This window comes from Methylobacterium sp. B1, from assembly GCF_000333255.1.
Lineage (GTDB): Bacteria > Pseudomonadota > Alphaproteobacteria > Rhizobiales > Beijerinckiaceae > Methylobacterium > Methylobacterium fujisawaense.
Genome location: NZ_BACT01000598.1, coordinates 1 through 4,009, shown reverse-complemented (window position 1 = coordinate 4,009; position 4,009 = coordinate 1). Strand labels below are relative to the sequence as shown.

At 61.1% G+C, this 4,009-nt stretch carries 2 protein-coding genes and 1 pseudogene; all 3 read right to left on the bottom strand.

What is annotated here, in order from left to right; genetic code table 11:
- Positions 1 to 492: pseudogene (locus tag I53_RS17580) on the bottom strand (hypothetical protein); the annotation flags it as partial.
- Positions 493 to 519: 27 nt separating this feature from the next.
- Positions 520 to 1,692 (bottom strand): hypothetical protein, encoded by a 1,173-nt coding sequence (locus tag I53_RS17575; RefSeq protein WP_043352979.1) that lies wholly within the window; start codon positions 1,690 to 1,692, stop codon positions 520 to 522.
- Between the two features lie 911 nt (positions 1,693 to 2,603).
- Positions 2,604 to 3,272: a hypothetical protein gene (locus I53_RS33400; protein ID WP_148291194.1), complete on the bottom strand. Its 669-nt coding sequence runs from the start codon at positions 3,270 to 3,272 to the stop codon at positions 2,604 to 2,606.
- Between the last annotated feature and the right edge of the window lie 737 nt (positions 3,273 to 4,009).

Below are 4,009 nucleotides of genomic sequence, written 5' to 3'. Positions count from 1 at the left end.
TTTTGTCCCCGCTTCCTTCGTGAAGTTCTCGCATTCGAGGGTCATTCCGGCGAAGGCTGGGTGGACAACGCCGTGCTCGTCCGTCGCGATACCCGAATCGAGAACGGCGATGATGACGTTGCCGCCGGCCTCTCGGGACGCCTTGTCCGCTCCGACGGCGGCGATGCCCCAGCTCGCGCCTTGGCCGGACGCGCCGCCATCCGCTCCCGCGTCACCTTCCCCGCCAAATTGGGCCGCCTGCGCGACCGGGGTCGGCAGCGTGAACGGGACGCTGGGCACAACCCCGACCACGCCGTCTTCCCCAGCGACCTTACCCGCCTGGTCGGAAGTCATCTCTTCGAGCTGCGTCTCGATCTCGCGTAACGGCCGCGATGCGGTCGCGGCGCGGGCGCCGGGGCCGGCTGCGCTCGCAAGGTCGTAATCGGAGTCCGGACGCGGCGCCGCGATCCGGTCCCTCGATCGGATCACCGTCATCGGAAGCCTGTCGGCCATCGATCTCTCCGTACGTCGGCGCTGGCCCTAAGCTACGCCGTCCTCGAATACGCTCCAGCCGGTCAACGCATCCGCGCCCCGGCCGTAGATGCCATCAGCCACGGGACCCTTGCCTGCGTCTCGGCTCAGCGCACGCTGCCGGCCAGTGAAGGCGTCCGCGGTTTCCGCGCCCCAGTAGCCGCTGGCCTCCAAGCCGAGCTTCTGCTGGATACGCTTGACCTCATCACCACGCGAGCCTTGCCGCAATGCCCCAAGCGTCGGTTCGAGCTTCTCGGCATCGTTACCGCTGTTGGCCACGATCGAGGCCTCTTTCCCCGTCGTCAGGATCAGGTCGACGCGTGACTTCAGGCCCACGTCTTTCAGCACCGACTGGAACTTGGCCCACTCGTGCGACGGAGCCTTGGTGCCCCGGACCGTCAGGCAGCCCCACGACGAGAACTGCGCTCCGAGATCCGCGTTCTCGTCGAGGTAATACGAGCAGTGGACGTTATCGAGCGGCGTGGAGGGGCTGAAGGTGTCAGTCGTGTCGAGCATCAGGTCGGCGGAGTTACGAAGGACCGTCGCCCGCCCGCCGCTCTCCAGATCCGACTTTGATTTGCCCAGCCGCAGAGCCGGCTTCAACTTCTTGTGCCGCCATACATAATATGTATACAGCCCCGTAGGAAGCATATTAGAAGCATCGCCGCCGTTTTTTGAGCCGTATACGGCCTTACGGCAAGGGACCGTTGATCCCGTGAAAGCCGAAATCTTCCCTTCTTTATGGAAATAGAAGCCGATCACGCAGCGGAAATTGCGATGGTTGGGCTCGGCCAGGGTTAGGGCGACCTCGTCACGCTCGATCGCCGAATGGCCGTCGTCGAGCGTCGCGCCCCGTAGGGCAAACGCGATGACGCTCGCCTCGCGTGAAGGGGTGTATCGGTTGAGCTTGAACAGTGTCTCGAAGGTCTCCGGCGAGAGCTTGAGTTTCGCGGGCGCCTCGAGGCCGGCGATCCAGGCAAAATCAGGCGCGTGGGCCTGATCCGGCCAGCGGATGCCGCTGTAGTCATGCGCAGCGGCGACGGTCGCGCCCGGTTGCCCACCGTCATCGGATCCGGGTTCCGGGTCTGGGCTCGGGTCGGGACGATCCAGCGCCTCTTCGATGGTGAGTTCGCTGCCCTGCGCTGCCGCAGGGATGTCTTCAGGAGCCAGATCTCGTTCCAAGGCAGCCCCCTCCGAGCACCGCGCGCCATGCCTCTGGCCGTCAATTCAGCGACTCATCAATATAGTATCGAAGCGATCTGCACAAGCTAGAGTTAATGAGCTTCGACTGTACGTTACAATACGCAAAAATTGCCCGTCAACGCAACACGAAGACTGCATCCGATCAAATGATGATCGCATGGAACTTTGAAACCGCAGGGTCACGACGACTGAACTGGCTTACGCCTCAGCAACCGCGCGCGGCAACCACCGAACCGCAGGTTGATACTCGTATGAAAATCGCTCTAGAGGCCATTCGGGCATAGCCGTGACACCGATGAATTTCCTAAGGATGCCAGTTTGCCATGCTTCGTCAAGGCGTCCCGTGCCGATGTCGTACGCCATCGTTCTGGCCATCGTGCCGAAACACGCCTTGCTTCGCGAAGAACTTGCAAGCCGGCTCACTGATTCGGCTGCTCGGCCGGCCATTGAGACATGCGAGAAGCGAGAGGGTTAGGCGGACGCTAGATCAGCGCGCGCTGGAGCGAGGCAAGCCCCGGTCTGAGCCGAGTGGCGCGGGTGACGAACGTGGCGGCCGCACAGACGCGAGACCCGCTTGGCGAGCGTGCGGGGCGGGCTATCGGTGTCCTGGCCATACGCCGGCCCCGAAACGAGCGGACGCCCTCCTGGGCGGGTTGTCGAGCCCTGGGCGGCGTGTCCGTCGCTTCCGCGGACCGCCATCGGGGCGATCGCATCGAGGCGCGCCTTGACGATCCCGGCCGGCGGCGTCAACGACGCGCTCCCGCCCTCCGTCGGCGGAGTCCGAAGGATTGACCCAGCACTGTCGCGGCCACCCACTCCCGATTGGCACAGCCCCGTACATCCGGTGGCGGAACCGTTCTTCCTGTAATGGCGGCGTCCAAAGCTCGCGGCTAGCCAGCGTCACCCGCGATCGCCCCCTGATCCTCGACGACCTCCTGACGCAAGGGCATCGCGAACTGCGCATTTAGCGTTTGGATCCGTGACTTCAGTCGCTCTGTAGTTTCAAAGATATGTCTTTGAAAATCCTTTGGAAACTTCACAACTTCAAGATTCTCCAAGTGCGCCGGAACCTCTCCATCATCCTTATCTGCGGCATACCAATCGAATATAAGCGTCGAAGTAAAGAAATTTGCCACGTATTCCTGCATCCTGGCGTCTTCGAGCAAGTGCGTATTGTTGATCAATATTTGCCTCATTTTTTCGTTCTGCTCTTTGAACAATTTTTTTACGGCAAGATTTTGATGTACGAGTTTGTTTTCGACCCATAGATCGTAAATTTTATGCTGACTTTTCAAATAGCCATAGATAGGACCATAGAGCGTCGATAGCTGACGTTCACGATACGACAGTTCGGCTTTCATCATATAATCGGAACGTGAGAATTCATTTTCAATTGATTTAATCGCCACCGTATTCTTCTTGATGTCTTCTCGCAGCCTCTCGGCATCAGACCGTGTCGCCAAACCTTGCAATCGAGTATTGATGTATATGCCGATAGCACCGCTCATGATGGTGCCGGCGCCCGCAAGTATAGCTGCTACTGTGCCGGCGTCAGACATGAGATCTCCCTTGGCTGCGTTCTGGCACGATGCAGTGAGCGGCGCGTGCAAAGGTGTTGTTCGATCGTACGCACACAGGGGCGAGAAAGAAATAGAAAGGTATGGACAAGGAAACAGAGGTGTCACCTTGTGGTGGACCATGCCGCACAAATTCCATGCGAGCTGGAATCGGAGGCCGGCATGGTAGTGACCGCGGGCGCCGTTGGGACGATGCTGTACGGCCAAGAACCCAGGTGCCGCGCCTTAGAGCTCGCGTCCGAACCGGCTTTTTGATACCGATGCATGTCGGCCGTCCTCGCCACGCCAATCCTTTCAGCGCTCGAACACAGCATCGATCCCCCATCGAAGAGCAATAGATCTCGCGCCGCCCCCCACGGCACTGCGGGCGCTGCCACCCAAATCCCCAAACCCCACGGCTTCGGCGCCGGTACGCGGCGATACATGGCTTCTGCCCGACGGAGCACCTAGCTTTGTCGATGCCAATTTGGCCACCCCGGTCAAAGCCGTTTGTCAGGTTTTCCGGGCCAGTTCATTCGAAGCACGAGGCCGGGGTCGACACTCGCCGCGCCGCGGCGGCGGGGAACGGGTCCCGCGATGCCACCCGGGAACGGCGTCAGACCGCAGCCCCGGACCAGAACGCCCAGACGGAAGGCCAACCCCGCAGCGCGGGCGAGAGGCCCGGTTCCAGCCCCCTACGATCTCGCGTCCGGGGAAAACTTCGGGAAACCGGCAGGAAT

What these genes read in the sequence shown, in the direction of transcription:
- I53_RS33400 (WP_148291194.1), bottom strand. Translation starts at nt 3,272, where the DNA reads ATGTCTGACGCCGGCACAGTAGCAGCTATACTTGCGGGCGCCGGCACC.